The sequence below is a fragment of the Micromonospora desertarenae genome, from assembly GCF_056150265.1.
Genome location: NZ_JAXCFQ010000005.1, coordinates 51860 through 77664, shown reverse-complemented (window position 1 = coordinate 77664; position 25805 = coordinate 51860). Strand labels below are relative to the sequence as shown.

The following is a 25805-nucleotide window of genomic DNA, read 5'->3' as shown; positions in this document are numbered from 1 at the left end:
GGTCGAGCGCGACCGGTGGGGTGACGTAGCACATCGGCTGCTTGATCAGGGCGTTGTCCACAGCCGGTCGGGCTGTCCACAGGCCGGCGGCACGGGCTGGCGTCGGGGGTGCCGCCGGCCCAGGCTCGGCACGAGTCGACTCGCCAAGCCAAGCCCGATCTCCCCTGGAGGGACGATGTTCGACACGTACGTCACGATCGTCGGCAACGTGCTGACCGCGCCGGAGTGGCGCCGGACCACCCAGAGCAACACCCTGGTGGCCAACTTCAAGGTCGCCTCGACCGCCCGCCGGCTCGACCGCGACAGCGGCCGCTGGGTCGACGGCAACAGCCTGCGGGTCCGCGTCAACTGCTGGCGCAAGCTGGCCGAGGGAGTGGCCGCCTCGGTCATGGTCGGCGACCCGGTGGTGGTCTGCGGCCGGCTCTACACCCGCGACTGGACCGACGACGCCGGCAACCACCGCACGCTCTACGAACTGGAGGCGGTCGCGGTCGGGCACGACCTGTCCCGGGGCCGGGGCCGCTTCCTGCGCAACCGGCCCAGCCTGACCACCAGCACCGTCGAGGACGCCGAGGCGGAGCAGCGGGTGCACGGCGAGCCGACCGAGCCGGTGCCGACCGGCCAGGCTCCGGTCCGGCCGGACGACCGCCCGCTCGACGACGACTTCGAGCTGCCCGGCTTCGCCGCCCCGCGGTCCGGTCGCGACCTGCCGGCCGACGCCGCCTTCGCCGGCCCGCTCGACCCCTTCGACGAGCGGGCGGACGACGATGACGACGGACTCGGCGACGGGGGGTCGACGGCCGACGGTCCGGCGGCCGACAGCGTGGAGCTGACCGTCGAGGGCCTGGGCGGCGGCACGGGCGGTACGGGGCCGCTGGGCGCGGACGACGGGCTGGCCGGTGACGCCGACGAGTTGGCGCCGCTGGGCGGCGCGGCCGAGACGGCGGACGGCGAGCTGGGGCCGGCGCCGCAGGCACCGGAGACGGCCCCCGGCGGGCGCGGTCGACGGGGTCGGGGCCGGGTGCCGCAGCCGGCGTGAGCGCCGGGCGCGGAGGTGTCCCGACGACGGGGGCGGAGTGCCGGCGGTCCGCCGTCGCCACCCCGCTTCGGCCGCACCTCCGCGCCGCCCGCCCAGCCCGGGAACGCTCAGCTTCCGGCACGTAGTGGTGCCCGGCGCCGCCGGACACCACACCGTTCCGGAAGTCGCGGTCCGAGCGCGGGAGGTCGCGTGCGGCGGGAGCGTGCCGTGCGGGTGTGCGGGGCGGGGATGGGAGCGTGGGCCTGGTCTAGGCTGGCCGGCCGGAGGTGGTGACGGGTGCGGCAGGCTGCGCCGGTGGCGAACGCGGTGGGACTGGCCGCTGGATACGCCCTGGACACGCTCCTCGGCGACCCGAGGCGGTGGCATCCGGTGGCCGGCTTCGGCCGCGCCGCGGGCGCCCTGGAACGGCGGGTGTACCGACCGGACCGGTCGGCCGGCGCCGCGTTCGCGGCGCTGGCGGTCGGCGCGCCGGTGCTGCTCGGTGCGGCGGCCACGATCGCCACCCGACGCCACCCGGTGGCCCGGGCGGTGCTGGTCGCCGCGGGCACCTGGACCGTGCTCGGCGGGCGCACCCTGCGGCACGAGGCCACCGTGATGGGTCGGGCGCTGCGCGACGGTGACCTGCCGGCGGCCCGGCACCGGCTCGGCCACCTCTGCGGGCGGGACCCGTCCGCGCTCGACGAGCCCGAACTGGCCCGGGCCACGGTCGAGTCGGTCGCCGAGAACACCTCCGACGCGGTGGTCGCCCCGCTGCTGTGGGGCGCGGTCGCCGGGCTGCCCGGGCTGCTCGGCTACCGCGCGGCGAACACCCTCGACGCGATGGTCGGCCACCGCTCGCCGCGCTACGCCCGGTTCGGCACCCCGGCCGCCCGCCTCGACGACCTGCTCAACCTGGTCCCCGCGCGGGTGACCGGGCTGCTCACCGTCGCGCTGGCACCGAGCGGGCACGGCGACCGGGACCGGGCCTGGCGGGTCTGGCGCCGGGACCGCAACGACCACCCGAGCCCGAACGCCGGGCAGTGCGAGGCGGCGATGGCCGGCGCGCTCGGCGTGCGGCTGGGTGGGCGCAACGTCTACTTCGGGCGCTCGGAGGTGCGCCCGTTCCTCGGTGACGGGCCCCGCCCCGAGGGCCGGCACCTGAAGCGGGCGGCCCGGATCTCCGGCGCGGTCGGGCTGGCCGCGCTGGGGCTGGCCGTCGCGTACCCGCTGACCGTGGGTCGGCTGGTGAGCGCCGCCGGGCGCCGGGTCCTCGGCGGCGGGCGGGGGAGCGCGTCGTGAGCGGGGGGCTGCTGGTCGCCGGCACCACCTCGGACGCCGGCAAGAGCGTGCTCACCGCGGGCATCTGCCGGTGGCTGCACCGCCGGGGTGTCAAGGTGGCGCCGTTCAAGGCGCAGAACATGTCCAACAACTCGGCGGTGGTGGTCGGGCCGGACGGCCGGGGCGGCGAGATCGGCCGGGCGCAGGCGATGCAGGCCGCCGCCTGCGGCCTCGCCCCCGACCTGCGGTTCAACCCGGTGCTGCTCAAGCCCGGCAGCGACCTGGCCAGTCAGGTGGTGCTGCTCGGCGAGGCGGTCGACACGGTCACCGCCGGCAACTTCCGCCAGTTGCGGCCCCGGCTCGCCGAGACGGCGTACGCGGCGCTGGCCGACCTGCGGGCCAGCTACGACGTGGTGGTCTGCGAGGGCGCCGGCAGCCCCGCGGAGATCAACCTGCGCGGCGGCGACTACGTCAACATGGGGCTGGCCCGGCACGCCAACCTGCCAACCATCGTGGTCGGCGACATCGACCGGGGCGGCGTCTTCGCCTCGATGTTCGGCACCCTGGCCCTGCTCGACCCGGCCGACCAGGCGCTGATCGCCGGCTTCGTGATCAACAAGTTCCGCGGCGACCGCGGGCTGCTCCAGCCCGGGCTGGACATGCTGCGCCGGGTCACCGGCCGCCCGACGTACGGGGTGCTGCCCTGGTCGCTCGACCTGTGGCTGGACGCGGAGGACTCCCTCGCCTACGGCCGGGTGCTCGGCCGGCCGGCCGCCCCGCACGGCACCGACTGGCTGGACGTGGCAGTGGTCCGGCTGCCCCGGATCAGCAACGCCACCGACGTCGAGGCGCTCGCCACCGAGCCGGGCGTACGGGTCCGGCTGACCGTCGAACCGGCCGAGCTGGCCGCCGCCGACCTGGTGGTGCTGCCCGGCTCGAAGTCGACAGTGGCCGACCTGGCCTGGCTGCGGGAGACCGGGCTCGCCGACGCCGTGCTGGCGCACGTGGCGGCGGGCAAGCCGCTGCTCGGCATCTGCGGTGGCTTCCAGATGCTGGCCCGGGCGATCCACGACCCGGTGGAGAGCCGGCGGGGCAGCGTGCCCGGCCTGGGCCTGCTGCCCGTCGAGATCACCTTCGACCCGCGCAAGACCGTCCGGCAGTCCACCGGCACGGCCGGCCCCGGCGTGCCGGTGCGCGGCTACGAGATCCACCACGGCTACGTCTCGGCGGCCGACCCCGCCCTGACCCCGCTGTTGACCTACGCGGACGGCACCGGGGAGGGGGCCGTCGTCGGCGCCGTGCACGGCACCCACTGGCACGGCGCGTTCGAGTCCGACGAGTTCCGCCGGCGCTTCCTCACCGAGGCCGCCCGGCTGGCCGGCCGGCACGGCTTCCGGGTCGCGCCGGACACCGCGTTCGCGGCCGCCCGGGAACGTTCCCTCGACCTGCTCGGCGACCTGGTCGAGGAGCACCTGGACACCGAGGCGCTCTGGCGGCTGGTCGAGTCCGGCCCGCCGCCCGGCCTGCCGTTCGTCCCGCCCGGCGCGCCACCCGGCACCGACCACTGACCGGCCCGGTGGCGACCGGCGGTGGCCGGCGGGGCGGCGACCAGGGCGGCGACGGCCGGCGCGGACGCCGACGGGACACCACCGCGGCGGCGGGATCGTTAGAGTGCGCCGGTGTTCTTGAATGGTTCCGGAAAGTTGACCGATCGCTGCGCCGAGGTGGAGGCGGCCGTGCGGGCGCACGACAGTGCCCGGATGACCGAGGCCGTACCGCGGTTGTGGGAGGCAGCCCAGCAGGCCACGCCGGCCGAGCTGGACGAGACGCTGTCCCGCTGCGTCGCGCTCCTGCCCGAGCTGGGCATCAGCGCGGGCGGGCAGTTCGCGGTGCTCTGCGGCGCGCTGGTGGAGCTCGGGGCCCGACCGGACCCGCTGGTCCGCGCCGTCGCCGACGGGCTGCTGGACGCGCTCACCGAGGCCGAGCGGTTCCGGGCCGGGTGGGAACGGGTCCACCCCGACGAGGAACTGCCCGAGCCGGGTGACCCGGCCGCGCTGGAGCCGGCGGTCGCCGCGATGACCGCGGCCGGCGACGACGAGGGCGGCGCCCTCCGGGCGGCGCTGGGCTGGCTCTCGGCCGGCAACTGGGCGATGCCGGCGACGACGCTGCTGCAGCACTCGACGGCCCTGCGGGAGACGTTCCCGCACCGGGCCCGGCTGCGGGAGCTGGGCAGCGGGCTGGCCGACGTCCGCGGCGACCTGGACTGCATGCTCGGGCTGCTGCGACTGCTCGACGCCGAGCGGCTGCTCGTCCTGCACCGGGAGACCGGGCGGGGTTGGTGGGTCACCGTCGACGGCGTGGGTGACAACTTCCAGCTGCACACGCTGCTGGCCGCAGCGCTGGCCGAACCGGGCCGGATCGAGGGGCTCACCGTCGACCCGGCGTGGGTCGCGGTCGCCACCGACGCGCCACCGGAGCGGTTCGGCGGCCTGGTGACCGGCAGTTTCAACCTGGTCGACGGCCACGGCGCGTGGATCTGGAACGAGGGACTCCCGGCCGACATCCCGCTGCTGGACGGAGTCCGGGTCGTCGTGCTCGATCCGCCGTCCTACACCCGCAGCTGGGAGAACGTCCGCCGGTATCCGACCGTGCGCGGCTCGCTGGCCGTGGACGGGGAACTCGGCGCCGCCGACGCGGCGGCCTGGCTCGCCAGGGTCGCACCCGCCGGAAACCCGGTGGGCGACTGACCCCCGGCGGCGAGAGCCGGCGGACCCGCCGAGCCGAGCCGCACCGCCGCCGGGGATCCGGTCAGTAGCGGACGTCGGCCGGCCGGTCGGACATCGGCAGCCCGGCGGCCAGCCACGCCTGCACCCCGCCGATCATGTCCGTGGCCCGGTGCAGTCCCAGCGCCCGCAGGCTCGCCACCGCCAGGCTGGAGCTGTAGCCGTGCCGGCAGGCCAGCACGATCCGCAGGTCGTACCCGGTGGCCTCGGGGATCCGCCAGGCGCTGGCCGGGTCCAACCGCCACTCCAGGACCGTGCGGTCGACGACGATGGCGCCGGGCAGTTCGCCCTGTTCCTGCCGCTGCCGTTCGGTGCGGGTGTCGATCAGCAGGGCCCCGGTGCGGACCGCCTCGACGGTCTGGTGCGGGGTCAGCCGGCGTACCCCGGCGCGGGCCTGTTCCAGCAGGGCGTCGACGCCCGGACTCATCACGCTGTGGGACACCAGCCGATCATCCCGTCCCGTCCGGGCGTCCGGCCGGGGAACGGCCCCGGTCCGTGCCACGACCGCCCGAACGGGCGACCCGCGCGCCACCGCCACCGCGATCCGCACCGTGCCGCCGGCACCGCGGTCCGCACCGGCACCGACGCCGGCCGGGAACCGGGGGCCGCCGGCCCGGGCGGCGGGCCGGCCCGCGGGGCCGGTTACCGTCGGCGGGTGGCGGTGGTCGTGGTCGAGGCGTACGCCCAACTGGCCCGCCGCGTGCTGGCCGCGCCGGCGCGGTTGGGACGGACCCGGCTGGTGGCCGTCGACGGGCCCAGCGGCGCGGGCAAGAGCTTCTTCGCGGCGCGTCTCGCGGACGCCCTCGCCGCGCTCCCCGGCGGCGGGCGACCACCGGTGGTGCACACCGACGACCTGCTCGACGGCTGGGCCGACCAGCTCACCTTCTGGCCCCGGCTGGAGGCGTGCGTGCTGGCGCCGCTGCGCGCCGGCCGGCCGGGCGCCTACCAGCGGTACAGCTGGGTACGGCAGCGCTTCCTGCCGCGTCCGGTGCCGGTGCCGGTGACGCCGGTGCTGCTCGTCGAGGGGGTGAGCGCGGCCCGGGCGGCCGCCCGGCCGGACCTCACGCTCGCCGTCTTCGTCACCGCCCCGGCGCCGCTGCGGCTGGCCCGGGCGGTCGAGCGCGACGGCGCGCAGATCCTGCCGGAGCTGCGCCGCTGGCACGCCGGCGAGCGGGCGCACTTCGCCGCCGACCGCACCCGGGCGCGGGCCGACCTGGTGGTCGACGGGGCGCCGAGGCTGCCGCACGACCGTGACCGCTACTACCAGCGGCTGCGCTGACCAGCGTCGGCACCGCCTCGGGCGGTGCGGGCCGGTAAGGCCGGCATACGATGCCGGTCATGACCACACCGACCATGTCCGAGTCCGACCTGCGGGCCGCCGTCGAGCGGGAACTGCCCGGCGTCCGCGCCGACCTGGAGCGCCTGGTGCGTATCCCCGGCATCGCGTTCGAGGGTTTCGACCACTCGCACGTCGAGCGTTCCGCCGAGGCGGTGGCCGAGCTGCTGCGCGGCTGCGGCCTCGACGTGAAGATCGTGCGCTCCGGCGGGCAACCGGCCGTGATCGGGAAGAAGGCGGCCCCGCCCGGTGCGCCGACGGTGCTGCTCTACGCCCACCACGACGTGCAGCCGGTCGGCGACCTGTCGCTGTGGGAGTCCGACCCGTTCGAGCCGGTGGAGCGGGACGGCCGCCTCTACGGTCGCGGCGCCGCCGACGACAAGGCCGGGATCATGGCGCACGTGGCGGCGCTGCGCGCGTTCGGCGACGCCCTCCCGGTCGGCGTGGTGCTCTTCATCGAGGGCGAGGAGGAGTACGGCTCCGACTCGCTGGAGCGGCTGCTCGCCGAGCACCGCGAGGAGATCACCTCGGACGTCATCGTGATCGCCGACTCCGGCAACTGGGACATCGGCGTACCGGCGCTGACCACCTCGCTGCGCGGCATCGTGAACTGCTTCGTCGAGGTGCGCACGCTCGACCACGCGGTGCACAGCGGGATGTTCGGCGGCGCGGTGCCGGACGCGCTCACCACCCTGGTGCGGCTGCTGGCCACCCTGCACACCGACGCCGGCGACGTGGCGGTGGAGGGCCTCGTCGGGCGGGAGGGCGCCACGGTCGACTACCCGGAGGACCGGTTCCGCGCCGAGGCCGGGTTGGTCGAGGGCGTGTCGTTCATCGGCACCGGCCGGATCACCGACCGGCTCTGGACCAAGCCGGCGCTGGCCGTGCTGGGCATCGACGCGCCGGCCACCGGCGAGGCGCCGAACGCCCTGGTGCCGGCGGCCAAGGCCAAGCTGAGCATCCGGCTCGCGCCGGGCGACGACCCCAAGCGGGCGTACGCGGCGCTGCGCACCCACCTGGAGAAGCACGTGCCGTGGGGGGCGCGGGTGGAGGTCAGCTTCGAGCACGACGGCTTCCCGTGCGTCATCGACGCCGCCGGTCCGATGTTCGACGCCGCCCGGTCGGCCTTCCGCACCGCCTGGGACGGCACCGACCCGGTGGACATCGGCGTCGGCGGGTCGATCCCGTTCATCGCCACCTTCCAGGAGATGTTCCCGCAGGCGGCGATCCTGGTGACCGGTGTGGAGGACCCGCACGCCCGGGCGCACGGCCCGAACGAGAGCCTGCACCTGGGCGAGTTCGCGCGGGTCTGCCTGGCCGAGACGCTGCTGCTGGCCAAGGTGGCCGAGGCGGGCACGAAGGGCCGGTAGGCGTCGGAACCGTAACTTCCCGGTTGATGTGGGAGTTTGCGGTGTGTCGGGCGCCGGGCTGTTATAGCCTTTCGAACATGAGTACGAACGAGGTGATGGCCCGGCTGGGGGCCGCCGTCAGCGCTCTGGGGGACGTCGACGTCTCCGCGTGGCCCGAGGACACGCTCAAGGAACAGCTCGGCGAGCTCTCCGCCGCCCTGGTCGCGCTGGACGCGGTGCTCTCCCGGGTCGCCGACGAGGTCCGTGCCCGCGGCCTGCGCATCGAGGAGCCCGTCTCGGCCTGACCGGCCCGCCGGTCCGCGCGGTGGGTGTCCCGGCCGGCGTGGCGATTGGTCCTGGGGGCCGCGCCGGCCGGGCACGGCAATGCCGCGGTGGTGTCGGGGGTGGCTGGCAGGATGAATCCGTGCGGTTCATCGACCTGGCAGCCACCTCCGCCGCCGTCGCCGCCACCAGCGGCCGGCGCGCCAAGGTGGAGCTGCTCGCCGACGCCCTGCGCCGGCTCGACCCGGCGGAGATCGCGGCCGGCGCCGGCTGGCTCGCCGGCGAGCTGCGCCAGCGGCAGACCGGGGTGGGCTGGGCGAGCCTGCGCGACCTGCCGCCCGCCGCCGAGCAGCCCACGCTGACCGTGGCCGCTGTCGACGCGGCGATCGACGAGATCGCCGCGGTGCACGGTCCCGGTTCGCAGGCCCGGCGTCGGGCGCTGCTCGGAGGGCTCTTCGCCGCCGCCACCGCCGACGAGCAACGCCTGCTCACCGCGCTCTTCGGCGGCGAGCTGCGGCAGGGCGCCCAGGCGGGGCTGCTCGCCGACGCGGTGGCCCGGGCGGCCGAGGTGCCGCTCACCGCCGTCCGGCGGGCCCTGCTGCTCGCCGGTGACCTGCGGGCCGTGGCGGTGGCCGCGCTCACCGGGGGCGCCCCGGCGCTGGCCACCTTCGGCCTGCGGGTCGGGCGCCCGCTGGCGCCGATGCTGGCGCAGAGCGCACCCTCGGTCGACGAGGCGCTCGCCGCGACCGGCACGCCGGCCGTGGTCGACGTCAAGCTCGACGGCATCCGGATCCAGGTGCACCGCTCCGGGTCGGAGATCGCCGTGTTCAGCCGCAGCCTCGACGACATCACCACCCGGGTGCCCGAGGTGGTCGCCGCCGTCCGGGCGCTGCCCGGTCGCGAGCTGGTGCTCGACGGCGAGGCCATCGGGCTGGACGCGGCCGGGCGGCCACTGCCGTTCCAGGAGACCGCCAGCCGCGCCGCCCGGCGCACCACCCCGAGCACCACCGGGCGCACCCCGGTCGCCCCGGCGGTGCTCGCCGCCGCCGAGACCACCGGCCAGCCGGTGCTCACCCCGTACTTCTTCGACCTGCTGCACCTCGACGGCGCGGATCTGATCGACCTGCCCGGCCGGGAGCGCTGGGCCGCGCTGGCCGGCGCGGTCGACGCCTCGCTGCTGGTCGGGCGGATGGAGGTCGACGGGCCGGAGCGGGCCGGCGCGGCGTTCGCCGCGGCGGTCGACGCCGGCCAGGAGGGCGTCGTGGTCAAGTCGCCCGACGCGCCCTACGACGCCGGCCGGCGCGGCTCCGCCTGGGTGAAGGTGAAGCCCCGGCACACCCTCGACCTGGTGGTGCTCGCGGTGGAGTGGGGCAGCGGCCGGCGCACCGGCTGGCTGTCGAACCTGCACCTCGGCGCCCGCGACCCGCGCACCGGCGAGTTCGTGATGCTCGGCAAGACGTTCAAGGGCCTCACCGACGAGCTGCTGCGCTGGCAGACCGAGCGCTTCCTCGACCTGGCCGTGGAGAAGGGCGACTGGGTGGTGCGGGTCCGGCCCGAGCAGGTGGTCGAGATCGCCTTCGACGGGGTGCAGACCAGCTCCCGCTATCCGGGTGGCATGGCCCTGCGCTTCGCCCGGGTGGTGCGCTACCGCGACGACAAGACCGCCGCCGAGGCCGACACCATCGACGCGGTCCGCGCCATCCACGCCGGCCGGGCCACCGGCTGACGCCCGGCCCGCCGGGCGGAACCCCGCGTGCCGCTCAGGCCGAGGTGCTCGGGGCGGGCTCGGCGGCCCGGTCGACCGGCCGCCGCGGCGCCGCCCCGGACAGCCGGCGGGCCTCCCGGCGGGCCACCCAGACGTAGCCGAACAGCGTCATCCCGGCGAAGAGCCACCACTGCACGACGTAGCCGAAGTTCTGCCAGTTGTTGGCGTGCCCGACCGGCACCGCCACGAAGGCCGGGTCGGCCGCCGGCGTCTGCTCGTCCAGCAGCAGGTACGCCCCGTGCACCGGGTAGGGCAGCTCGCGGGCGAGCTGGGGGACGCCGATCCGCCGGGTCTCCAGCCGGCCCTCGCGCCGGGACACCCCGACCGAGCCGCTCTCGCTGGCGTGCACCCGGCCCACCACCGTGACCTCGCCGGGCGGGGCGGCCGGCACCTGCGGCTGGGCGACGGCGCCACCCGGGGCCGGCGGGATCCAGCCCCGGTCCACCAGCACCGCCGTGCCGTCGGCCAGGACGAGCGGGGTGAGCACCTCGAAGCCGACCCGGTTCTCCGCCGTCCGGCCACGGACCAGGACCACGTTCGCGGTGTCGTACCGGCCGGTCACGGTGACCCGGGTCCAGGTCTTCTCCTCGGCCGGCGCGGGGCCGGCCGTGCCGCTGCCGCCGGTCGGCGCGGGCACCGCCTCCCGCAGCGGCACCGGGGCCATCCGCAGGCCGGCGTCGATCCGCTCGTTGATCTCGGTGCGACCCCGGTAGCGGTCCAGCTGCCAGTTGCCGAGCAGCACCATCACCGTCGCGGCCACCAGGGTCAGCGCGAGGATGCCCAGCCAGCGCGGCGTCAGCAGGAACCGGTACACCCCCACGAGGCTACCCGTATGACCCGGGCCACCCGCGCCGGACCGGGTGCCGCCGCGACCCGTCCGTCGCGCGGCGCTCGCCCGCGCGGCGGTTCGGCTATCGTCACGCGGGCGGGCCGCGGCTGCGGTCCGTGGCCGCGTACCCGCCGCCGCGAGGGAGTCGATGATGACCGTGGTGCCGCGCCTGGTGCTCAGCGCGCCGTCCTCCGGGCACGGCAAGAACGCGCTGGCGATCGGGTTGCTCGCCGCACTCGCCGACCGGGGCGACGCGGTCGCCGGGTTCAAGGTCGGCCCGGACCAGGTCGACGCGGCGTACCTCGGGCTCGCCGCCGGGCGGCCCGGGCGCAACCTGGACCCCCGGCTGGTCGGCGCGGACCGGATCGCCCCCCTGCTCGGGCACGGCGCCGCCGGGGCCGCGCTCGCTCTGGTGCAGGGCAGCATGGGCCTCTACGACAGCCTCGCCGGCCGCCCGGAGACCGAGTCGACGGCAGCCGTCGCGATAGCGCTGCGCAGCCCGGTCGTGCTGGTGGTCGACGTGGCCGCCATCGGGCAGTCGGTGGCCGCGCTGGTGCACGGCTTCCGGTCGTACGACGAGCAGATCTGGCTGGGCGGGGTGATCCTCAACCGGGTCGCCTCGGCCCGGCACGAGGCGCTGCTGCGCGAGGCGCTTGACGACATCGGCGTGCCGGTCTACGGCGCGCTGCGCCGCCAGGACCTGCCCCCGGTGCTGCCGGCACGCCGGTTGGGTGCCGTACCCGCGCTGTCCGGCTCCGGCGAGGCCACCCGGGCGGTGCGCCGCCTCGGCGAGGCGGTCGCCGCCACCGTCGACCTGGACCGGCTGCTCGGGCTGGCCCGCTCCGCCCCGCCGCTGCCCGCCGCGCCCTGGTCGCCGAACCCGGCCGGCGAGCCGCCGGCGGGGGAGCGCCCGGTGGTGGCGCTCGCCGGCGGGCCGGGCGGCAGCTACAGCCACGCCGAGACCGCCGAGCTGCTGCGGGCGGCCGGGGCCGAGGTGGTCACGCTCGATCCGCTGCGCGACGAGGCGCTGCCGGCCGGCAGCCGGGCGCTGGTGGTCGGCGGCGGCCTGCCCGAGTCGTACGCGGAGCAGCTCTCCGCCAACCGCCGGCTCTGCATAGCGGTCGCCGAGCTGGCCCGCACCGGCCGGCCGGTGGTGGCCGAGGGCGCCGGCCTGCTCTGGCTGGCCCGGGAGCTGGACGGGCTGCCGATGTGCGGGGTGCTCGACGCGGTCGGCGCCAGCCGGGAGGGCATGGTGGTCGGCTACCGCGAGGCGACCGCGGTGACCGGCAGCGTGGTCGCGCCGGCCGGGGCCGTGGTGGCCGGGCACAAGGCGCACCGGGCGGTGCTCACCCCGCGGGCCGGGCAGCGTCCGGTCTGGAGCTGGTCGGGCGGTTCCCCGGAGGGCTTCGTCTGGCGGGGCGTGCACGCCTCGCAGCTGGTGGTGCACTGGGCCGCGGATCCGGCGATCGCCGCCCGGTTGGTGACCGCCGCGGCGGCGGAGCCGGCGGCCGAGGGGGCCCGGCCCGGCGGGGTGCCGGCGTGATCGGTCAGGTGGCGATCCGCCGGTTCCCGGCGCTGACCGTCTCCACCCCGCGTACCGAGGTGCGCCAGCTGGCGGCGGCGGACGCGCCCGCGGCGGACGAGGTCTTCGCCGACAAGCAGACCCAGCGCTGGCTGCCGCTGGCCGACTCGACGGGCCAGATCGACGGCCACGCCTGGTGCACCGACCTGGCCCGGCAGCGGCGGGACAGCGGCGACGGGGACCACTACGGGGTGGTCCGCCGGGAGGACGGCCGGGTGGTCGGCTGCCTCTGGACCCGGCGTACCGACTGGGGTGCCCGGTGCACCGAGATCTCCTACGCGATGGCGCCGCACGCCCGCGGGTTCGGCCTGGCCGCCGAGGCGGTCGACGCGCTGGCCATCGCCTTGATCCTGGAGCACGGCTTCCAGCGGGTCGAGCTGCGGGTGGCGCCGGGCAACCTGGCCTCGCGCCGGGTGGCCGAGAAGGCCGGCTTCAGCTACGAGGGCCTGCTCCGCAACGCCGGCTACGCCCGCGGCGGCCGGGTCGACCTGGAGGTCTGGTCCTTCGTGACCGCCGACCTCCACTGACCCCGCCGCCGGGCCGGCCGGCGCCGCCGTGGTCGCGGGCCAGGCGGGCCCGCCGCCGTGGTCGAGGGGCCGGGCGGTCTCGGGCTCGGACCCCGTGGCCGACCCGGCCCCGAGGTGGTCAGCCGACCATGCGGTCGGAGGGTGGGGTGAACTGGCGGGTCGGCTTGCCCTTGAGGGCGTCGCGGAGGGTCTCCGCGACCGCGGCGATCGGGATCTGCGACTGGCCGTCGCCGACCGCGTTGAACGGGTTGTCCGGGTCCGAGATGAAGCTCGCCGCGGCCAGCTCCGGGGTGTAGCCGACGAACCAGGCGGACCGGGTGCTGTCAGTGGTACCCGTCTTGCCGGCCACCGGCCGCCCGACCGTGCCCCGCACGCTGTCCGCCGTCGACCAGCCGCCGCAGCTGCCGCGGGCCGGGGTGTCGCCGGTGGGGCAGCGGGCGGCGTCGGTGGCGGCCCGGGCCGCGTCCGCGCTCACCACCTGCCGGCAGCGCGGCTTGGCGACCTCGCGTTCGATCCCGCCGGCGGTCCGGTACGTGGTCGGCGTGCCGTCCCGGTTGTGGATGGACTGCACCGGGATCGCCTCGCAGTACCGCCCGTCCGCCGCGATGGCCGCGTACGCGTTGGCCATCTCCAGGGGGGTGGCGTCGGAGACGCCCAGGGTGAACGCGCCCCACTTCTTCGCCTTGTCCGGGGACGCCTGCTCCCGGTCCACGTCGGTACGCCAGCGCAGCCCGAGCTGCTCGGCCAGCCGGACCGCCTTGTCCGCGCCGACCTGCTCCTCCAGCCAGACGAAGTAGGTGTTGACCGACTTGCCGAAGCCGGACCACATGGTCTGGGTGCCGGACATCGCGCCGCTGGCGTTGGACGGCGCCCAGCCGTCGTAGACCTCCGAGCGGTACCGGTGCGGGGCGTTGAACGAGGTGGACAGCGGCATGCCCGCGTTGAGCGCGGCCAGCATCGGGAACATCTTGAACGTCGATCCGGCCTGGTAGCCCGGCAGGTCGCCGCCGCCGAGCAGTGGCGCCACCGTGTTCGGGTAGTTCGCCTTCATCTTCGGGTCGGCCTCGGGGTTGGAGCTGGGCGGGTTCTCGGCCAGGTCCAGCGAGTAGGTCCGGTTCACCGCCATCGCCTTCACCCGCCCGGTGCCCGGTTCGGAGACCACGATGCCGTTGGCGAACGGGCTGCCGGTGTTCTCCTTGGCGCCGACGTTCTTCTCGGCCGCCTCCTGGATCTTCGGGTCCATGCTCAGCACGATCCGGTAGCCGCCCCGGCGCAGCTTGTCCATCCGCTCCAGCCGGTTGTCCCCGAACGCGGGCTGCGCGCTCCACCAGTTCTTCAGGTAGTCGCAGGCGAAGCCCCAGCTGTTCCACTTCTCGGGGATCGAGGCGCAGTCGTTCGGCGGGTAGCTCAGCTTGAGCCGGATCGGCTCGCTCTTGGCCTGCGCCGCGTCGTCGGGCGAGAGGTAGCCGAGCTGGGCCATCCGGTCCAGCACGTAGTTGCGCCGGGCGGTGGCGTCCTTCTGGTCCGAGCTGGCCGGGTCGTACTCGGACGGGGACTTGACCAGGCCGGCGAGGGTGGCCGCCTCGACCGGGCTGAGGTCCTTCGGGGTCTTGGAGAAGAAGATCTCGCTGGCCGCGTAGATGCCGTACGCGCGGTGGCCGAAGTACGCCGAGTTCAGGTAGCGCTCGAGGATCTCCTCCTTGCTCAGCTCCTTCTCCAGGTCGAGCGCCATCCGCATCTCGCGGATCTTGCGCAGGCTGGTCTGCTGGGTGGCCTCCTGGACCTCCTTCGGGGTCTTCGCGCTGTCCCGCAGCGCCATCCGGACGTACTGCATGGTCAGCGTCGAGGCGCCCTGGGAGACGCCGCTGGAGCGGGCGTTGGCCACGAAGGCGCGGGCGACGCCCTTCGGGTCGACGCCGTGGTGCTGGTAGAAGCGGGAGTCCTCGGCCGCGACGATCGCCTGCTGGATGTTCGGCGACATGTCCGACAGCTTGGTGTACTGCCGGTACTCCTCGTAGAACATGGTCAGCACGGTGCGGCCGTCCGGCGCGTACAGGTACGACGTCTCGGCGGGCAACGCGCTGGTCAGGATCTTGGTCTTGTGCTCCAGCGCGTGCGCGGTGACCTTGGCGCCGATGCCGGTGGCGGCGGCCACCGGATACGCCACGGCGGCGACCACGATGCCGGCGATCAGCCCGGCGCGGAGGAGGGGAAGGAGACGACCAGCGGCAGCAAGGGGTCGGTTGCTCACACGGCCAAGTTATGACATTTCCGATTCATCCATGAGAAGTATTCATGAACGCCACCGGTGGTGACGCGCCCCACGCCCGGACACGCTGTCCCGTGGGCCGGCTTCCCGGCAGGATCGCGGTCATGCGCGGTCAGCCGATCGGGGCGCCCACCGGCGTCGGGCCCGACCCCGCCCACGAGCCCGACCTCGCCCACCACGGCGACGCGGAGGTGGGCGAGGGTCTGGTCGACCTCGCCGTCAACGTCCGCCGCGCCCCGATGCCGGCCTGGCTGGCCGAGCCGATCGCCGCGTCGCTGGCCGACCTCGCCCGGTACCCCGACCCCGCGCCCGCCCGGGCCGCCGTCGCCGCCCGGCACGGCCGCCCGCCCGCCGAGGTGCTGCTCACCGCCGGCGCCGCCGAGGGCTTCGTGCTGCTCGCCCAGGCGCTGCGCGGGGTCCGCCGGCCGGTCGTGGTGCACCCCCAGTTCACCGAACCGGAGGCGGCGCTCCGGGCGGCCGGCCACCGGGTCGACCGGGTGCTGCTCGACCCCGCCGACGACTTCCGGCTCGACCCGGCCCGGGTGCCCGCGGACGCCGACCTCGTCATGATCGGCAACCCCACCAACCCCACCTCGGTGCTGCACCCCGCCGCCGACCTGGCCGCGCTGGCCCGCCCGGGCCGGGTGCTGGTGGTCGACGAGGCGTTCGCCGACACCACCGCCGCGCCCGGCGTACCCGGCGAGCCGGAGTCGCTGGCCGCCCGGCGGGACCTGCCCGGCCTGCTGGTGGTGCGCAGCCTCACCAAGACCTGGGGGCTGGCCGGGCTGCGCATCGGCTACCTGCTCGGCGCCGCCGAGCTGCTCGACCGGCTCGCCGCCGTCCAGCCGCTCTGGGCGGTCTCCACGCCGGCGCTGGCCGCCGCGTCCGCCTGCGCCGGCCCCGCCGCGGTCCAGGCCGAGCGCGCCATCGCCGCCCGGCTCGCGGCCGACCGCGACCACCTGGTCGCCCGCCTGTCGGCACTGCCGGGGGTACGCGTCGCCGGCCGCCCGGCCAGCGCGTTCGTGCTGGTCCACCTGCCCGGCGCCACCGCCGTGCGTACCGCCCTGCGGGAGCGCGGCTGGGCGGTACGCCGGGGCGACACCTTCCCCGGCCTCGGCCCCGACTGGCTGCGGGTCGCCGTCCGCGACCCGGCCACCACCGACGCGTTCACCGAGGTACTGGCGCGGATCCTGGAGGCATGATGCTGGAGACCACGATCGCGGCGATCGGGCCGCTGGACGAGCCGGCGATGGCCGCCGCCCGCGACCTGCAGGGCCGGCTGACCAAGCCCGCCGGTTCGCTCGGCGCCCTGGAGGAGCTCTCGGTACGCCTCGCCGGCCTGGCCGGGGCCTGCCCGCCGCCGCTGCCCGAGCCGGCCGCCGTGGCGATCTTCGCCGGCGACCACGGCGTGCACGCCCAGGGGGTGACCCCCTGGCCGCAGGAGGTCACCGCCCAGATGATCGGCAACTTCCTGGCCGGCGGGGCGGTGGTGAACGCGTTCGCCCGGCAGGCCGGCGCCTCGGTCACCGTGGTCGACGTCGGCGTGGCCACCCCGGTGCCCGCCGCCCCGGCGAGCGACGCCGGCGCGCCCCGGCTGGTGGCGGCGAACGTCCGGGCCGGCACCCGGGACCTGGCGGTGACCGCCGCGCTCACCCGCGACGAGGCCCGGGCCGCGGTGGAGACCGGCATCCGGGTGGCCGGCGAACTGATCGACGGCGGGGCGGGCATCCTGCTCACCGGCGACATGGGCATCGGCAACACCACCCCGGCCGCCGCGCTGATCGCCGCGTTCACCGGGATCGACCCGGCGGAGACGACCGGCCGGGGGACCGGGGTGGACGACCCGACGTACCAGCGCAAGATCGACGTGGTGCGGGACGCGCTGCGCCGGCACCGGCCCGACCCGGCCGACCCGCTGGGCGTGCTGGCCGCCGTCGGCGGCCTGGAGCACGCCGCGCTCGCCGGGCTGATCCTCGGCGCCGCCGCCCGCCGCACGCCGGTGCTGCTGGACGGGGTGATCGCGGTCTCCGCCGCGCTCGCCGCCGCGGCCCTCGCGCCGGACGCCACCGGGGCGATGGTCGCCGGACACCGCTCCGCCGAGCCGGGCGCCACCGTCGCGCTGCGCCGGCTCGGTCTCGACCCGCTGATCGACCTCGGGCTGCGCCTCGGCGAGGGCACCGGCGCGCTGCTCGCGCTGCCGGTGGTCACCGGCGCGGTCCGGGTGCTGCACGAGGTGGCCACCTTCGACTCCGCCGGGGTGGCCGAGAAGTGAACGCGCTGGGCAGCGTGCCGCCCCCGGGGCGGGACCCGGTGAGCGGCAACCCGTACCCGCTCGGGCTGCGGCTGGCGGGGCGGCGGGTGGTCGTGGTGGGTGGCGGGGCGGTGGCCACCCGGCGGGTGCCGGCCCTGCTCGACGCCGGCGCGGACGTCCTGCTGGTCGCCCCGGAGCTGACCCCGGCGCTGCGGGCGCACGCCGACGCCGGCCGGCTGCACTGGGTGCCGCGCCGGTTCGCCCCCGACGACCTGGACAGGGCCTGGCTGGTCCAGGTCGCGGTCGACGACCCGATCGCCGCCGCGTCGGTCAGCGCGGCCGCCGCCGAGCGGCGCATCTTCTGCGTACGCGCCGACGACCGGGCGGCCGCCACCGCGTGGACCCCGGCGGTGACCCGGCACGGCCCGGTCACCGTGGCCGTGCTCGGCGGCGGTGACCCGCGCCGGGCGATGAGCGTGCGGGACGCGGTGCGGGACCTGCTCACCGCCCGGATCGAACCGGCCGCGACCGGAGCGGCGGCCGGTGCCGCGGCCGGCCGGGTGGCGCTGGTCGGCGCCGGGCCGGGCGACCCGGAGCTGATCACCGTCAAGGGCTGGCGGCTGCTCACCGCGGCCGACGTGGTGGTCGCCGACCGGCTGGTCCCCGGGCTGCTCCTGGACGAACTGCGCGCCGACGTGGAGCTGGTCGACGCCTCGAAGATCCCGTACGGCCCGGCCCGCGCGCAGGAGGAGATCAACCGGATCCTGGTGGACCGCGCGCTGGCCGGGCGGTTCGTGGTCCGGCTCAAGGGCGGCGACCCGTACGTCTTCGGCCGGGGCGGGGAGGAGCTGCTCGCCTGCGCGGCGGCCGGCGTGCCGGTGACCGTGGTGCCGGGGGTGACCAGTTCGATCGCCGCGCCCGCGGTGGCCGGCATCCCGGTCACCCACCGGGCGGTCGCGCACGAGTTCACAGTGGTCTCCGGGCACGTGGCCCCCGACTCGCCGGCCTCGCTGGTGCGGTGGGAGCACCTGGCCGGGCTGCGCGGCACCCTGGTGATCCTGATGGGTCTGAAGAACCTGGCCGAGATAACCGCCACGCTGATCGCCCACGGCCGGCCCGCGGCGACGCCGGCGGCGGTGGTGCAGGAGGCCACCACCGGCGCCCAGCGGGTGCTCCGGTCGACCCTCGCCTCGGTCGCGGCGGACGTGGCGGGGGCGGGATTGCGGCCGCCGGCCGTGGTGGTGGTCGGCGACGTCGTCCCGGTGCTCTCGCCGGGGGCCGTCGGCGGCCCCGCCGACTGAGCACAGCTGTCACCGCCGACGCCGACGGCGGCCGGAGGATCGGGTCTCCGGCCGCCGTCGGGTGGAACCGTCAGGTCACTGCTTGAGCATGTTGTCCAGCAGGAGGGCGCAGCGGATAACGCCCAGGTGGCTGTAGGCCTGCGGGTGGTTGCCCAGCCCGCGCTCGGCCAGCGGGTCGTACTGCTCGGGAAGCAGCCCGGTCGGCCCGGCCGTGTCGATCATCTGGGCGAACAGTTCCTCGGCGTCGTCCCGCCGGCCGGTGCGCAGGTACGCCTCGACCAGCCAGGCGGTGCAGATGTGGAAGCCGCCCTCGCGGCCGGGCAGGCCGTCGTCCCAGTGGTAGCGGTAGACCACCGGGCCGCTGCGCAGGTCGGCCTCGATCTTGAGCACCGTGGAGAGGAAGCGCGGGTCGTCGCCGGGGAGCAGGCCGGACAGGCCGATCCAGAGCGACGAGGCGTCCATGTCCTCATCCCCGTACGCGACGCTGTACGCCTCGGCGTGCTCGTGCCAGCCGTACTCCAGCACGTTGGCGCCGATCCGGTCGCGCAGTTCCACCCACTCCGGCCGGTCGTCGCCGCCGTGCTGGCGGACCACGTGCAGCGCCCGGTCGACGGTCATCCAGCACATCGTCTTGGAGAAGATGTGGTGCCGCGGCGGGAGGCGGGCCTCCCAGATGCCGTGGTCGGGCTCGTGCCAGCGGCGGCGGACCGCCTCGACCATGTTCTCCAGCACCCGCCACTCGTCCTCGCGGACCGAGCCGCGGGCGTCGGCGACGGCGGCGATCAGGTCGGCCACCGGGCCGAAGACGTCCAGCTGGAGCTGGTGGTTGGCCAGGTTGCCGACCCGCACCGGGCGGGAGCCGGCGTAGCCGGGCAGGGTGTCGATGACCGCCTCGGCGCCCAGTTCGTAGCCGTCCACGGTGTAGAGCGGGTGCAGCCGCTCGGGGTGCCCGCCGGTGCGCTCGACGACGCCGTCGATCCACCGCAACAGCCCTTCGGCCTCCTCGGTCGAACCGAGGTCGACCAGCGCCCGGGCGGTCAGCGCCGCGTCGCGCAGCCAGCAGTACCGGTAGTCCCAGTTGCGGACCCCGCCCAGCTCCTCCGGCAGGGAGGTGGTGGCCGCGGCCAGGATCGAGCCGGTGGCCTGGTGGCAGAGCCCGCGCAGGGTGAGCGCGCTGCGGGCGACCAGGTCCCGCGCGGTGTTCGGCAGCCGCAGCGAGGCGACCCAGTCCTTCCACGGCTGCTCGGCCGCGGCCTGCCGCTCGTGGATCGGCAGCCGGTGGTGTTCCAGGCTCTGCGTGCCGAAGCGCATCTCCAGCACCACCTGGCCGCCGGCGGCACGCAGGTCGACGACCGCCTTCGCGGTCTCGTAGACGCCGTCGCCGGTCACCTCCCACTCGACGCCGGGGGAGTAGAGCGCGACCGGCTCGTTGGAGCCGAGCACCAGCAGGCCGTCGCCGAGCGGTTGCAGCTGCACGGCCACCTGGCCGAACTCGGGCCGGGGCGCGAATTCGATCCGGGCCCGGCCGGTGCCGGTGAGCACCCGGACCAGGGTGGAGTCGCCGCTGACGATGACCGGGCCGTCCGGCGTGGTCTCGCTGTCCGGCGTGTCGAGCCAGTCGGTGACGGTCAGGCCAGACCAGCGGGTCTCCACCGTCATCGTGCCCGAGCGGTACCGCTGGCCCAGCGGGATGCCGCCGCGTTCCGGCGCGACGCTGAAGTATCCGGCCGGGCTGCCGCCGACCAGGTCGGCGAAGATGGCCGCCGAGTCCGGCTTGGGGTGGCAGAGCCAGGTGACCTTGGCGTCCGGGGTGAGCAGTGCGACGGTGCGGCCGTTGGCCAGCATCGAGTGCCGCTCGATCGGCACCGCCCGCTCGCCGAAGAGCCAGTGCCGGCGGGTCTCCAGCAACAGCCCGAGGGCCCGCGCCGCCTCGATCGGTTCGGCGACCCGGAACTGCGCCTGGGTGTCGCCGGGCCCGATCTTGATGCCGACGTCCGGCCCGTGCAGGTTGCCGAAGGCGTTCTCGTCGGTGACGTCGTCGCCGATGAAGAGCACGGCGCTGGCGGAGAGCTGGGTGCGCAGCTGGTCGACGGCGGTGCCCTTGTGGGTGGCCACCACCGACAGCTCGATGACCTCCTTGCCCTGGGTGACCGTGACGCCGTCCCAGGTGGCGGGGCCGCTGCGGACCGCCTCGATGGCCGCCGCGGCGACCTGCGGGTCCACCCCGCGGGTGTGCACCGCGACGCTCGCCGGCTTGCGCTCCAGCCGGATGCCCGGGTGGGCGGCGGCGATCTCGCGCAGCGCGTCGCGCAGCCGGGTGCGTACCGCGATCAGCTCGGGGGAGAGCCGCTCGACGAAACCGATGTCGAACTCGGAGCCGTGGCTGCCGACCAGGTGGACCTCGCTGGGCAGCCGGGAGAGCGCGGCCAGGTCGCGCAGCGCCCGGCCGGAGACCACCGCCACGGTGGTCTGCGGCAGCGCCGCGAGCGCGCGCACCGCCGCCACCGACTCGGGCAGCGGTACGGCCTTGCTCGGGTCCTCGACGATCGGCGCCAGCGTGCCGTCGTAGTCGCAGGCGATCAGGAGCTGCGGCACCCGGGCGATCCGGCCGATGGCCGTGCGCAGCTCAGCGTCCATCACCCCGGTGACGATGGGCGCCGCGTCGCTGACGGACGCGTTCACGCGGCCTCCGCCTCGGGCACACCCAGCTCGGTGAGGAACGACTTGGCCCAGTGACCCACGTCGTGGGTACGCAGGTGGCGTTGCATTATCCGCATCCGGCGGCGGGCCTCCGGCTTCTCCACGTGCACGGCCCGCAGCAGCGCGTCCTTGACCGCGTCCGGGTCGTGTGGGTTGCACAGGAACGCCTGGCGCAGCTCGGTGGCGGCGCCGGCGAACTCACTGAGCACGAGCGCGCCGCCCTGGTCGGCGCGCGATGCGACGTACTCCTTGGCCACCAGATTCATTCCGTCTCGCAGCGGGGTCACCATCATCACGTCGGCAGCGACGTACATCGCGGCCAGTTCACTGCGACTGTACGACTGATGCAGATAATGCACCGCCGGCACGCCGACCCTGCCGAATTCGCCATTAATCCGACCAACCTCGCGCTCGACCTTGACCCGAAGTGCCTGGTAGTGCTCGACCCGCTCGCGGCTCGGCGTGGCCACCTGCACCATGACGGCCTCCGGGACTGTCAGCTTTCCGTCAGCCAGCAGCTCGCGGAAGGCCTTGAGCCGCAACTCGATGCCCTTGGTGTAGTCGAGCCGGTCGACGCCCAGGATGATCGTCTTGGGGTTGCCCAGTTCCTCGCGGATCTCCTTGGCCCGGGCCTGCACCGCCGGGTCGGCGGCCATCCGTTCCATCTCCCGGGTGTCGATGCTGATCGGGAAGGCGCCGGCCTTCACCTGGCGCCCGTCGACCTGGATCATCTGCCCCTCGTAGCGGAGCCCGAGCAGGTGCCGGGCCAGCCGGACGAAGTTCTGCGCGGCCAGCCGCTGCTGGAAGCCGACCAGGTCGGCGCCGAGCAGGCCGCGCAGGATCTCGGTGCGGAACGGCATCTGCATGAACAGCTCGATCGGCGGGAACGGGATGTGCAGGAAGAAGCCGATCCGCAGGTCCGGGCGCAGTTCCCGGAGCATGGCCGGCACCAGCTGGAGCTGGTAGTCCTGCACCCAGACCGTGGCGCCCTCGGCGGCGACGTCCGCCGCGGCCTCCGCGAACCGGGCGTTGACCAGCCGGTACGCCTCCCGCCAGCGCCGTTTGTAGGCCGGCGTCTCCACGGCGTCGTGGTAGAGCGGCCAGATCGTGGCGTTGGACTGCCCCTCGTAGTAGCGCTCCAGCTCCTCGGCGCTGAGCGGCACCGGGTGCAGCCGGATGCCCTCCAGGTCGAACGGCTCCGGGGCGGCGCCCGTGCCGCCGGCCCAGCCGACCCAGGTGCCCTGGTGCTCGGCGAGGACGGGGTGCAGGGCGGTGACCAGCCCGCCGGGGCTGCGTCGCCACTGGCGTCCCTCGGGTGTGCTCACCTCGTCGACCGGCAAGCGGTTCGCCACTACGACAAAGGAGCTGCGGACGGTCACGTTCGGCCACCTCCGGGTGCTGACGGGTCAACCGCATGAGCGTACTGAGCGTAGCTGCGGCGTCTGGGGCCCCGTGCCGGAGTTCCCTACCCGTCCCACCGGCGCCGAACCCTGGAGGTGATCTTGTCAACAGACCGGCCGGCGGACCGCCCGCCGGCACGCCCGCGGCGGGGTGATGTGGGCGTCGCGACGCGTACCTGTCAGGATTGACAGCGGCGTGCGTGCGGCCGGCCCCGGCCGGCGGCCGCGGGTGACGACCAGCCCGCGCCCTCGCCCGCCGGCTCCCAGTCGCAACCTACGGAGGTAGCCCGCACCGTGGCCCAGTACATCTACGTCCTGGAAAAGGCGCGCAAGGCGCACGGCGACAAGGTCGTGCTCGACAACGTGACGCTGAGCTTCCTGCCGGGGGCCAAGATCGGTGTGGTCGGCCCGAACGGCGCCGGTAAGTCCAGCCTCCTCAAGATCATGGCAGGGTGGGACCGGCCGAGCAACGGCGAGGCCCGGCTGATGCCCGGCTACACCGTGGGCATGCTGGCCCAGGAGCCGCCGCTCAACGACGCCAAGACCGTCCTCGGCAACGTCGAGGAGGCGGTCGCCGAGATCAAGGCCAAGCTCGAGCGGTTCAACAAGATCGCCGAGCAGATGGCGACCGACTACTCCGACGAGCTGATGGAGGAGATGGGCAAGCTCCAGGAGGAACTGGACAACGCCGACGCGTGGGACATCGACTCCAAGCTCGAACTGGCCATGGACGCGCTGCGCTGCCCGCCGCCGGACGCCGACGTCACCAAGCTCTCCGGCGGTGAGCGCCGCCGGGTGGCGCTGTGCAAGCTGCTGCTGGAGGCGCCCGACCTGCTGCTGCTCGACGAGCCCACCAACCACCTGGACGCGGAGAGCGTGCAGTGGCTGGAGCAGCACCTGGCCAAGTACGCCGGCACGGTGATCGCCATCACCCACGACCGGTACTTCCTGGACAACGTGGCCGGCTGGATCCTGGAGCTGGACCGCGGCCGAGCCATCGGCTACCAGGGCAACTACTCCACCTACCTGGAGAAGAAGGCGGCCCGGATGGCCGTCGAGGGCCGCCGCGACGCCAAGATGAAGAAGCGCCTCGACGAGGAGCTGGAGTGGGTCCGCTCCAACGCCAAGGCCCGGCAGACCAAGTCCAAGGCCCGCCTCGAGCGGTACGAGGAGATGGCCACCGCGGCCGAGCAGACCCGCAAGCTGGACTTCGAGGAGATCCAGATCCCGCCGGGCCCCCGCCTGGGCAGCACCGTGATCGAGGTCAACAACCTGGTCAAGGCCTTCGGCGACCGGGTGCTGATCGACGACCTGTCGTTCTCGCTGCCGCGCAACGGCATCGTCGGCGTGATCGGTCCGAACGGCGTCGGCAAGACCACCCTGTTCAAGACCATCGTCGGGCTGGAGGAGCCGACCTCCGGCTCGGTGAAGGTCGGCGACACCGTCTCGCTGTCGTACGTCGACCAGAGCCGGGCGGGGCTGGCCGGTGACCGGACGGTCTGGGAGACCGTCTCCGACGGGCTGGACCACCTCCTGGTCGGCAAGGTCGAGATGCCGTCCCGGGCGTACATCGCGGCGTTCGGGTTCAAGGGCCCGGACCAGCAGAAGCCGACCAAGGTGCTCTCCGGCGGCGAGCGCAACCGGCTCAACCTGGCGCTGACGCTGAAGATCGGCGGCAACGTGATCCTGCTCGACGAGCCGACCAACGACCTCGACGTCGAGACGCTCGGCAGCCTGGAGAACGCGCTGCTGGAGTTCCCCGGCTGCGCCGTGGTCATCTCGCACGACCGGATGTTCCTCGACCGGGTCGCCACGCACATCCTGGCCTGGGAGGGCGACGACCAGAACCCGGCGAAGTGGTTCTGGTTCGAGGGCAACTTCGAGGCGTACGAGAAGAACAAGATCGACCGGCTCGGCGCCGAGGCCGCCCGGCCGCACCGGGTGACCTACCGCAAGCTGACCCGCGACTGACGTGGCCGACCGGTTCGTCTACCACTGCACCCTGCGGTGGTCCGACCTGGACGCGTACGGCCACGTCAACAACTCGCGCTTCCTCACCCTCTACGAGGAGGCCCGGGTGGCGTTGATGTTCGCCGGCGGCCGGGCGTGGGGAGTGGGCTCGTTCGCCGACGGCGTGGTGATCCGCCGGCACGAGGTCGACTACCTGCGCCCGGTCGACTACGCCCTGGGCCGGGCCACCGCGGAGACGGCGCCGACCGTCCGGATCGAACTCTGGGTGGAGGAGATCCGGGCCGCCTCGTTCACCGTCGCCTACGAGTTGTACGACGGCGAGGTGCTGGCCAGCCGGGCCCGCTCGGTGCTGGTCCCGTTCGACCTCGACCGGCAGCTGCCGCGCCGGGTCACCGCCGAGGAGCGCCAGTTCCTCCTGGCGTACGCCCCGCAGGGCGCGGCGTGACCGCGGCCGGTCACCCGGTCGACGCCGGTGGGCACGGGATCGCCGACGTCGCCGACGCGGGCGCCTTCCTCGCCCGGCTGGTCCGGCTGGACCGGGGTGCCCTGGTCCGGCTCCGGCCGGCCGGCGCGCCGGGGCGTACCGCCCTCTGGGCCCGCCTGCCGTGGGGGGTGCTGGTGGTGCGCACGGTGGCCGGCACGGCGCCGGGCGACGTCACGGTGGGCGCGGGCGACCTGCTGGCGGCGCTCACCGAGGGGCGGGGGGAGTTGCCGGCGCGACGCGACGCGCAGTGGCGGTGGCCGCTGCCGCCGGCGGCCAGTCGCCGGGTGGAGACGCTGCCCGGTGGTGAGCTGCGCCGGATCGCCGAGGCGGCGGCGGGCACGCTGCGCGCCGCCAGCACCCACGGGGTGGCCGGACGGGCGGTGGGGCAGCGGGCGCTGCGCGACGCGCTGCTCGACCACGTGCCGGTCGTGGTGACCCCGGACGACCCGCCGGGCGAGCCGGTCGAGGTGACCCAGCGGCTGGTCCAGGGGCTGGTCCGGATGGGCTTCCTGGGCGCGCCGGGCGGCGGCTCCGGCGACACCGACGTCCAGGTGCGTACGGCCGGACGTTGGGTCGGCCTGGTGGGACCATACGGAGCGACCTGGTCGCAGACGGCCACTGATCTTGCCGTACGGCCCTCTGGTGGTCATCCGTTCGGCTGACCCCTGGTCATTCTTCTG

At 75.2% G+C, this 25805-nt stretch carries 20 protein-coding genes and 1 pseudogene; 16 read left to right on the top strand and 5 right to left on the bottom strand.

Annotation, left to right across the window (positions count from 1 at the left end):
* The first annotated feature begins 175 nt into the window (after nt 1-175).
* From SM577_RS11965 to SM577_RS11950, 4 genes are all read left to right on the top strand, one after another.
* The gene (locus SM577_RS11965; RefSeq protein ID WP_474586903.1) at nt 176-1039 is read left to right on the top strand and encodes a single-stranded DNA-binding protein; all 864 of its coding nucleotides are present in this window, start codon (nt 176-178) and stop codon (nt 1037-1039) included.
* A gap of 276 nt (nt 1040-1315) precedes the next feature.
* Entirely contained in the window at nt 1316-2317 is a 1002-nt protein-coding gene (locus SM577_RS11960) for a cobalamin biosynthesis protein (protein ID WP_474586902.1), read from the top strand.
* Complete coding sequence (locus SM577_RS11955; RefSeq protein ID WP_474586901.1) at nt 2314-3864, top strand: cobyric acid synthase; 1551 nt, start codon at nt 2314-2316, stop codon at nt 3862-3864. Before SM577_RS11960 ends, SM577_RS11955 begins: the two co-directional genes overlap by 4 nt.
* A gap of 135 nt (nt 3865-3999) precedes the next feature.
* The gene (locus SM577_RS11950; RefSeq protein WP_474581934.1) at nt 4000-5043 is read left to right on the top strand and encodes a hypothetical protein; all 1044 of its coding nucleotides are present in this window, start codon (nt 4000-4002) and stop codon (nt 5041-5043) included.
* Between the two features lie 61 nt (nt 5044-5104).
* Here the strand turns inward: SM577_RS11950 and SM577_RS11945 are convergent, their stop codons facing one another.
* Entirely contained in the window at nt 5105-5506 is a 402-nt protein-coding gene (locus SM577_RS11945) for a rhodanese-like domain-containing protein (RefSeq protein ID WP_302919660.1), read from the bottom strand.
* A 228-nt stretch (nt 5507-5734) separates the two neighbouring features.
* Here SM577_RS11945 and SM577_RS11940 point away from each other — a divergent pair.
* From SM577_RS11940 to SM577_RS11925, 4 genes and pseudogenes are all read left to right on the top strand, one after another.
* Nucleotides 5735-6443, top strand: a pseudogene (locus SM577_RS11940) (uridine kinase family protein); the annotation flags it as partial.
* Nucleotides 6433-7785, top strand: a complete 1353-nt coding sequence (locus tag SM577_RS11935; RefSeq protein ID WP_302919659.1) for a dipeptidase — start codon at nt 6433-6435, stop codon at nt 7783-7785. The pseudogene SM577_RS11940 and the gene SM577_RS11935, both read left to right, overlap by 11 nt.
* A 77-nt stretch (nt 7786-7862) precedes the next feature.
* Nucleotides 7863-8069: a hypothetical protein gene (locus SM577_RS11930; RefSeq protein ID WP_109902554.1), complete on the top strand. Its 207-nt coding sequence runs from the start codon at nt 7863-7865 to the stop codon at nt 8067-8069.
* Between the two features lie 119 nt (nt 8070-8188).
* On the top strand, nt 8189-9772 hold the full coding sequence (locus tag SM577_RS11925; RefSeq protein WP_474586900.1) for an ATP-dependent DNA ligase: 1584 nt from the start codon (nt 8189-8191) through the stop codon (nt 9770-9772).
* A gap of 34 nt (nt 9773-9806) precedes the next feature.
* Here SM577_RS11925 and SM577_RS11920 read toward each other — a convergent pair whose 3' ends face one another.
* Nucleotides 9807-10631: an SURF1 family cytochrome oxidase biogenesis protein gene (locus SM577_RS11920; RefSeq protein ID WP_302919106.1), complete on the bottom strand. Its 825-nt coding sequence runs from the start codon at nt 10629-10631 to the stop codon at nt 9807-9809.
* Between the two features lie 160 nt (nt 10632-10791).
* Here SM577_RS11920 and SM577_RS11915 point away from each other — a divergent pair, with 160 nt between their 5' ends.
* Together SM577_RS11915 and SM577_RS11910 are read left to right on the top strand one after the other, a co-directional pair.
* Complete coding sequence (locus SM577_RS11915) at nt 10792-12183, top strand: cobyrinate a,c-diamide synthase (protein ID WP_474586899.1); 1392 nt, start codon at nt 10792-10794, stop codon at nt 12181-12183.
* A complete protein-coding gene (locus SM577_RS11910; RefSeq protein WP_302919104.1) occupies nt 12180-12749 on the top strand; it encodes a GNAT family N-acetyltransferase in 570 nt (189 codons plus the stop codon). The genes SM577_RS11915 and SM577_RS11910 overlap by 4 nt, the downstream gene beginning before the upstream one ends.
* Before the next feature lie 118 nt (nt 12750-12867).
* Here the strand turns inward: SM577_RS11910 and SM577_RS11905 are convergent, their stop codons facing one another.
* Nucleotides 12868-15000, bottom strand: coding sequence for a transglycosylase domain-containing protein (locus SM577_RS11905; protein WP_302919103.1), 2133 nt, complete (start codon nt 14998-15000; stop codon nt 12868-12870).
* A 122-nt stretch (nt 15001-15122) separates the two neighbouring features.
* On the opposite strand from SM577_RS11905, the gene cobC reads away from it, so the two are divergent.
* From cobC to cobA, 3 genes are read left to right on the top strand one after another with little or no spacing between them, the layout of a single operon-like run.
* Nucleotides 15123-16220 carry an Rv2231c family pyridoxal phosphate-dependent protein CobC gene (gene cobC, locus SM577_RS11900; RefSeq protein ID WP_474581931.1) on the top strand — a complete coding sequence of 366 codons (1098 nt, stop codon included), beginning with the start codon at nt 15123-15125 and terminating at the stop codon, nt 16218-16220.
* Nucleotides 16220-17290: a nicotinate-nucleotide--dimethylbenzimidazole phosphoribosyltransferase gene (gene cobT / locus SM577_RS11895; RefSeq protein ID WP_474587062.1), complete on the top strand. Its 1071-nt coding sequence runs from the start codon at nt 16220-16222 to the stop codon at nt 17288-17290. Before cobC ends, cobT begins: the two co-directional genes overlap by 1 nt.
* 38 nt (nt 17291-17328) lie before the next feature.
* Nucleotides 17329-18570, top strand: coding sequence for a uroporphyrinogen-III C-methyltransferase (cobA, locus tag SM577_RS11890; protein WP_474587061.1), 1242 nt, complete (start codon nt 17329-17331; stop codon nt 18568-18570).
* 75 nt (nt 18571-18645) lie between these two features.
* Here the strand turns inward: cobA and otsB are convergent, their stop codons facing one another.
* Together otsB and SM577_RS11880 are read right to left on the bottom strand one after the other, a co-directional pair.
* A complete protein-coding gene (gene otsB, locus SM577_RS11885; RefSeq protein WP_302919656.1) occupies nt 18646-21207 on the bottom strand; it encodes a trehalose-phosphatase in 2562 nt (853 codons plus the stop codon).
* Nucleotides 21208-21248: 41 nt separating this feature from the next.
* Nucleotides 21249-22649, bottom strand: coding sequence for an alpha,alpha-trehalose-phosphate synthase (UDP-forming) (locus SM577_RS11880; protein ID WP_302919101.1), 1401 nt, complete (start codon nt 22647-22649; stop codon nt 21249-21251).
* A gap of 315 nt (nt 22650-22964) precedes the next feature.
* On the opposite strand from SM577_RS11880, the gene ettA reads away from it, so the two are divergent.
* The 3 genes from ettA to SM577_RS11865 are packed head-to-tail and all read left to right on the top strand — an operon-like array spanning nt 22965 to nt 25787.
* A complete protein-coding gene (ettA, locus tag SM577_RS11875) occupies nt 22965-24641 on the top strand; it encodes an energy-dependent translational throttle protein EttA (RefSeq protein ID WP_302919100.1) in 1677 nt (558 codons plus the stop codon).
* Between the two features lies 1 nt (nt 24642).
* Nucleotides 24643-25086, top strand: a complete 444-nt coding sequence (locus tag SM577_RS11870) for an acyl-CoA thioesterase (RefSeq protein WP_302919099.1) — start codon at nt 24643-24645, stop codon at nt 25084-25086.
* Nucleotides 25083-25787, top strand: coding sequence for a DUF8185 domain-containing protein (locus tag SM577_RS11865; protein WP_474586898.1), 705 nt, complete (start codon nt 25083-25085; stop codon nt 25785-25787). The genes SM577_RS11870 and SM577_RS11865 overlap by 4 nt, the downstream gene beginning before the upstream one ends.
* Nucleotides 25788-25805 lie beyond the last annotated feature (18 nt).

Excerpts from the sequence above, each read along its gene's own strand:
- SM577_RS11965 (WP_474586903.1), top strand. The coding sequence starts at position 176 with ATGTTCGACACGTACGTCACGATCGTCGGCAACGTGCTGACCGCGCCG.
- SM577_RS11945 (WP_302919660.1), bottom strand. The coding sequence starts at position 5,506 with ATGAGTCCGGGCGTCGACGCCCTGCTGGAACAGGCCCGCGCCGGGGTA.
- SM577_RS11935 (WP_302919659.1), top strand. The coding sequence starts at position 6,433 with ATGTCCGAGTCCGACCTGCGGGCCGCCGTCGAGCGGGAACTGCCCGGC.
- SM577_RS11930 (WP_109902554.1), top strand. The coding sequence starts at position 7,863 with ATGAGTACGAACGAGGTGATGGCCCGGCTGGGGGCCGCCGTCAGCGCT.
- SM577_RS11915 (WP_474586899.1), top strand. The coding sequence starts at position 10,792 with ATGACCGTGGTGCCGCGCCTGGTGCTCAGCGCGCCGTCCTCCGGGCAC.
- cobC (WP_474581931.1), top strand. The coding sequence starts at position 15,123 with ATGCGCGGTCAGCCGATCGGGGCGCCCACCGGCGTCGGGCCCGACCCC.
- cobT (WP_474587062.1), top strand. The coding sequence starts at position 16,220 with ATGCTGGAGACCACGATCGCGGCGATCGGGCCGCTGGACGAGCCGGCG.
- otsB (WP_302919656.1), bottom strand. The coding sequence starts at position 21,207 with ATGGACGCTGAGCTGCGCACGGCCATCGGCCGGATCGCCCGGGTGCCG.